The organism is Mesorhizobium sp. M4A.F.Ca.ET.020.02.1.1 (assembly GCF_004022645.1).
GTDB lineage: Bacteria > Pseudomonadota > Alphaproteobacteria > Rhizobiales > Rhizobiaceae > Mesorhizobium.
The window spans coordinates 1-4,198 of the sequence record NZ_RZOI01000552.1; the positions used below are offsets into that span (position 1 = coordinate 1).

At 65.6% G+C, this 4,198-nt stretch carries 4 protein-coding genes and 1 pseudogene; 1 reads left to right on the forward strand and 4 read right to left on the reverse strand.

The genetic code is table 11. The features are described from left to right. From EN742_RS26400 to EN742_RS26410, 3 genes are all read right to left on the reverse strand, one after another. A partial coding sequence (locus tag EN742_RS26400) for an FGGY family carbohydrate kinase (protein WP_245492397.1) occupies window positions 1–628 on the reverse strand: 628 nt, incomplete at its 3' end. An 82-nt stretch (window positions 629–710) separates the two neighbouring features. Next, complete coding sequence (locus EN742_RS26405; RefSeq protein ID WP_126056935.1) at window positions 711–2,036, reverse strand: tetratricopeptide repeat protein; 1,326 nt, start codon at window positions 2,034–2,036, stop codon at window positions 711–713. Window positions 2,037–2,142: 106 nt separating this feature from the next. Further along, window positions 2,143–2,766 carry a LysE family translocator gene (locus tag EN742_RS26410; protein WP_126056936.1) on the reverse strand — a complete coding sequence of 208 codons (624 nt, stop codon included), beginning with the start codon at window positions 2,764–2,766 and terminating at the stop codon, window positions 2,143–2,145. Window positions 2,767–2,987: 221 nt separating this feature from the next. Between EN742_RS26410 and EN742_RS26415 the strand changes: the two genes are divergently transcribed. Then, complete coding sequence (locus tag EN742_RS26415) at window positions 2,988–3,758, forward strand: L,D-transpeptidase (RefSeq protein ID WP_126056937.1); 771 nt, start codon at window positions 2,988–2,990, stop codon at window positions 3,756–3,758. Window positions 3,759–3,947: 189 nt separating this feature from the next. Here EN742_RS26415 and EN742_RS26420 read toward each other — a convergent pair. Continuing rightward, window positions 3,948–4,166: pseudogene (locus EN742_RS26420) on the reverse strand (6-phosphofructokinase); the annotation flags it as partial. Window positions 4,167–4,198 lie beyond the last annotated feature (32 nt).

Genomic DNA, 4,198 nt, shown 5'->3' on the forward strand with positions numbered 1-4,198 from the left:
CCTTCGCCGTGCCCTCGACCAGCGACGGCATGTGCTTCTCGTCGAGTGAGGTAGCTGCCAGCAGATCAGCGGACCAGCGCCGCCTGCCGACGTCGAGCCAGGAGGTGCCGGCGGAGTCGGACATTTCCGAAATGTGCTCGCCCGTCAGCCAGAGCCGCAGGAAATCCTTGGGCAGCAGCACCTTCGCCACGTCGGCGAAGATCTTGGGCTCGTTGTTCTTCACCCAAGCGAGCTTCGGCGCGGTGAAGCCCGGAAAGACGATGTTGCCGGTGAGCTTGCGGAAGCGCGGATCGGCGTCGAGCGCGGCGGCCTCGACATGGCTGCGCGTGTCGTTCCACAGGATGCAGGGGCGCAGCACCTGGTCGCCGGCGTCGAGCAGGGTTGCGCCATGCATCTGGCCGGACAGGCCGATGCCCTTGACGGCCGCGAGTTCCTTCGGATGTGCGGCCTTGAGTTCGGCAATCGCTTTTTCGCAGGCCGCGATCCAGTGCGCGGGATCCTGCTCGGACCATCCCGGATGCGGCCGCGAGACATCGAGCGAGCCGTGACCGGAGCCGATGACGGTCTGCCCGGCATCGATCAAAAGCGCCTTGACGCCCGACGTGCCCAGATCGAGGCCGAGATACATGATGTCCTCCCAATGCCTTTAATTTTTTCGGATCTCGAAAAAATCTGGCTTGGCCAGTTCTTATGCCAAGATCCGCTTCGGGTCAATTCTCGGACAAATCGGCGGCGCGCCGCGAAAACAGCGCCGACAGCGGACTGTCCGGCCGCGCAAAGGCGCGCTCGCCCGTCAGCGCCCGCGCCAGCGGTCCATCGCCGGCGCGCAGGGCAGCCTCGATCAGCGTCAGGTCGATGACGTCGCGCTGCGCATGGCTGCCGCCGAAGCGGTTCGCGATCGAGCGTATGGGCCGGATCAGGCGCGCCGCCTCGGTGTAGTCAGCTTCGCCGAACGCCTTGATCGCCAGCGTCAGCGGATGGCCGACATCCCGGGTAAAAGCGGCGTTGTCGTCGCTGGCATGCATCGCCTCGCGCTGCGCCTCCAGCAAGGTCCTGGCCGGCGCCTCCAGCCCAGCGCCGACGAAAGCCATCATCGCATGGGCATCGTTGAAGGCATAGTTGCCGGCAGCAGCCTTGGGCGCCCAATTGGCGGCGAGAGCGGTCCAGCGATCGCCGACATCGACGCCGCCGAGATGCAGCCGCCACAGGATCGCCGAAGCATCCACCATGTTGAGCGCCAGTGTCGAGCGCGTGCCGTAGATCGGCCCGTCATAGAGCGCCAGGACTTCCTCGGTCTCGCCGAGATCGTAGTGGAACAGCGCAAGGTGCCACCAATTGTGCACTTTGAGGAAGCTGTCTTTCGTCCATGCGTCCGGGTTGGCGCGCATCCAGGCGATGCCGTCCTTTTGCCGGCTCTGCATTTCCATAACATGCGCGACCGCGTGCTGCGCCCAGCCGTCGCGCGGCTCGATCTCAATCGCCGTCCGGCCGAAGCCCTCAGCGCGAGCATAGTCGCCCATCTCCTCCAGCCCGAAGGCCTGCATGCCGAGAATGGCGTGGTAGCCCGGCATGCCCCTCTGCCAGGACGGCAGCGCGCGACCGATACGATCGCGCAGCATGCGCGCATTGCCGGTGAAGAAGTCGATCTGATGCCCGGTCTGCAGGGCCACCGCATCGAGCGGAAAATCGATGGCGATGTCCTCGAGCAGGCGCGAGGCGTCGTGCCAACGGCCCGCGGCGAGATGGCCGAGCGCCGCGATATGCGCCTGCTCGCGCGCCGTCGCCGCAAGCGGCAGCGCCGCTTCGTGACAGGCCCTGGCCACGGCCGTCGCCTCAGGCTCAGTGGCAAGCGCAAAGAGATAGCCCTTGAACACATGGGCCATGACGAAGCCGGGATCTTCGGCGATGGCGCGGTCGATGGTAGCGACCGGATCGCCGATAAAGCATTGCAGCTCGCGGACAGCCCTCTCATAGGGCGAAAATCCCGCCTCCGTCGCGCCGGAAAATGTCAGGCCGAATGCGTTCTTCAGCGCCATTGAGTGCCCTGCTACCGTCCTGATCGAACTGGACGTGATCCTAAAACATCGACACTCGGCTCGCCAACCGGCGAGGGGCGGCTTGCACCGTTTGGCTGGACCTGACTCAATTGCCCGAGCGCATCGCCATGGTGGCGATGCCGGCGCCGACCAGCAGCGTGCCGCCGGTGCGGTTGAAGATGCGAATCGCCTTCGGGTTGCGCACGACGTTGCGCGCCCGGGCCGCGATCAGTGCGTAGCCGAAGGCATTGGCGAAGGCGAGCGCCAGGAAGGTCGTCTCGAAGATCAGCATCTGCGGCCAGAAATCGGCGTGCCGGTCGAGGAACTGAGGCAGGAAGGCGACGAAGAAGGTGATGCTCTTCGGGTTGAGCGCGGTGACCAGCCAGGCATGCGCCATCATCTTGGCGGCGGACACCGCGTCGGTGCGCGGCTCGGCTTTCAGCGCCCCGCCGGCGCGGAACAGTTTGACGCCGAGATAGATCAGATAGCAGGCGCCGATCACCTTCAGCACGGTGAACACGGTGGCCGATGCCGCCAGCAGTGCGCCGATGCCGAGCATCGACAGCGTCATGGCGGTGAAGTCGCCGAGCGCGACGCCGACCGCCATCGGCAGCGCGGTGCGCCAGCCCTGGCCGAGCGCATAGGAGACGACCAGAAGGATCGTCGGACCCGGGATGACGAGAAGGATGGTGGAGGCGGCGGCGAAGGCGGCCCAGTTCTCGAAGGACATTTCCTCACTCCTTGAGCACAAAGAAAAGGATAAATCCTCGGGTCGGCCGGAATGTAAAGAGGCATCTTCGAAATGTTTGGGCGGCTGGTTCGGCCCTGCCGGCGGCGGCGACGGCCCTTAGGACCAAAGTCGGGTCCTTCACGCTTTTTCAACCATGATCGATGAAAATGCCTGCTATCCGGCCGGACCGTGCTTCCCGCCGACAGTGTAGGGTTTGGTGCATGCGCGAGTTGCCGCAAAGTTTGACGCCGCCTTCGAACGGCGATGCTATCGAAACCGGAATACAGCTTTCCCGCCGCAGCATGATCTCGGGCTTCGGCGCCGCGGCGCTGCTCGGCATCGCCGGCTGCAGCACCACCGAGACGCTCGACCTGCCGCAATTGCAGATCGACGACACCACCACCGGCTCGGTGCATCCCCTGCGCCCAGCGATCAGCGTCGACAAGAACATCACAGGCCCCGACGTCATGTATGCGTCGCTGACCGATGGGGGTTTCGAGGTGCCGGCGGTGCCCTACCTGAAGGTCAAGCCGGAGTTCCGCCGCCAGATCGTCGTCGACAAGACCGGCGAGGCGCCCGGCACCATCGTGGTGCACCTGCAGGAGCGCATGCTTTATCTGGTGCAACCCGGCGGCGACGCCATCCGCTACGGTGTCGGCATCGGCAAGGACGGCTTCCGCTGGTCGGGCCGCGCCAACATCCAGTACGGCAAGGAATGGCCGGTCTGGACGCCGCCGCCGGAAATGATCCAGCGCAAGCCGGAACTGGTGAAATGGCAGGGCGGCCAGCCCGGCGGCCTCACCAACCCGCTTGGCGCGCGGGCGCTCTACATCTTCCAGAACGGCAAGGACACCGGCTACCGCATCCACGGCTCGCCGGAATGGTGGAGCATCGGCCAGGCGATGTCGTCGGGCTGCGTTCGGCTGATCAACCAGGACATCATTGATCTTTACAGCCGCGTGTCGAAGAAGAACCCGGTGGTCGTGGTCTGATCCTCGGCCGCTGCCGGCGGCCGCTTTGGCGACTTGTCCAAGTGCGGTCTTTTCTCCCGTTGCGTCATCCAGCAAGACAGGCGAAGGTGCCCTGAAACCATCGCCCCGGGAGAGATCAAGCATGGCCGGAACTTTCGTCATCGCGCAGGGCGGCGGCCCGACCGCCGTCATCAATCAGACGGTCGTCGGCGCCGCGCTCGGCGTCGCCGCGATCAGCCTGAGCTGCTCCTCAGGGATGGCCGAGAGGTCGGCATAGTTGCCATCGCGGATGCCGCGCACGCCGTGGATCGAGCCCAGCACCCGGGCGCCGGGATGGCGCTTGCGGATCTCCAGCGCGGCGCCGACGACCGTCTGATTGATGACGGCGGTCGGGCCGCCGCCCTGCGCGATGACGAAAGTTCCGGCCATGCTTGATCTCTCCCGGGGCGATGGTTTCAGGG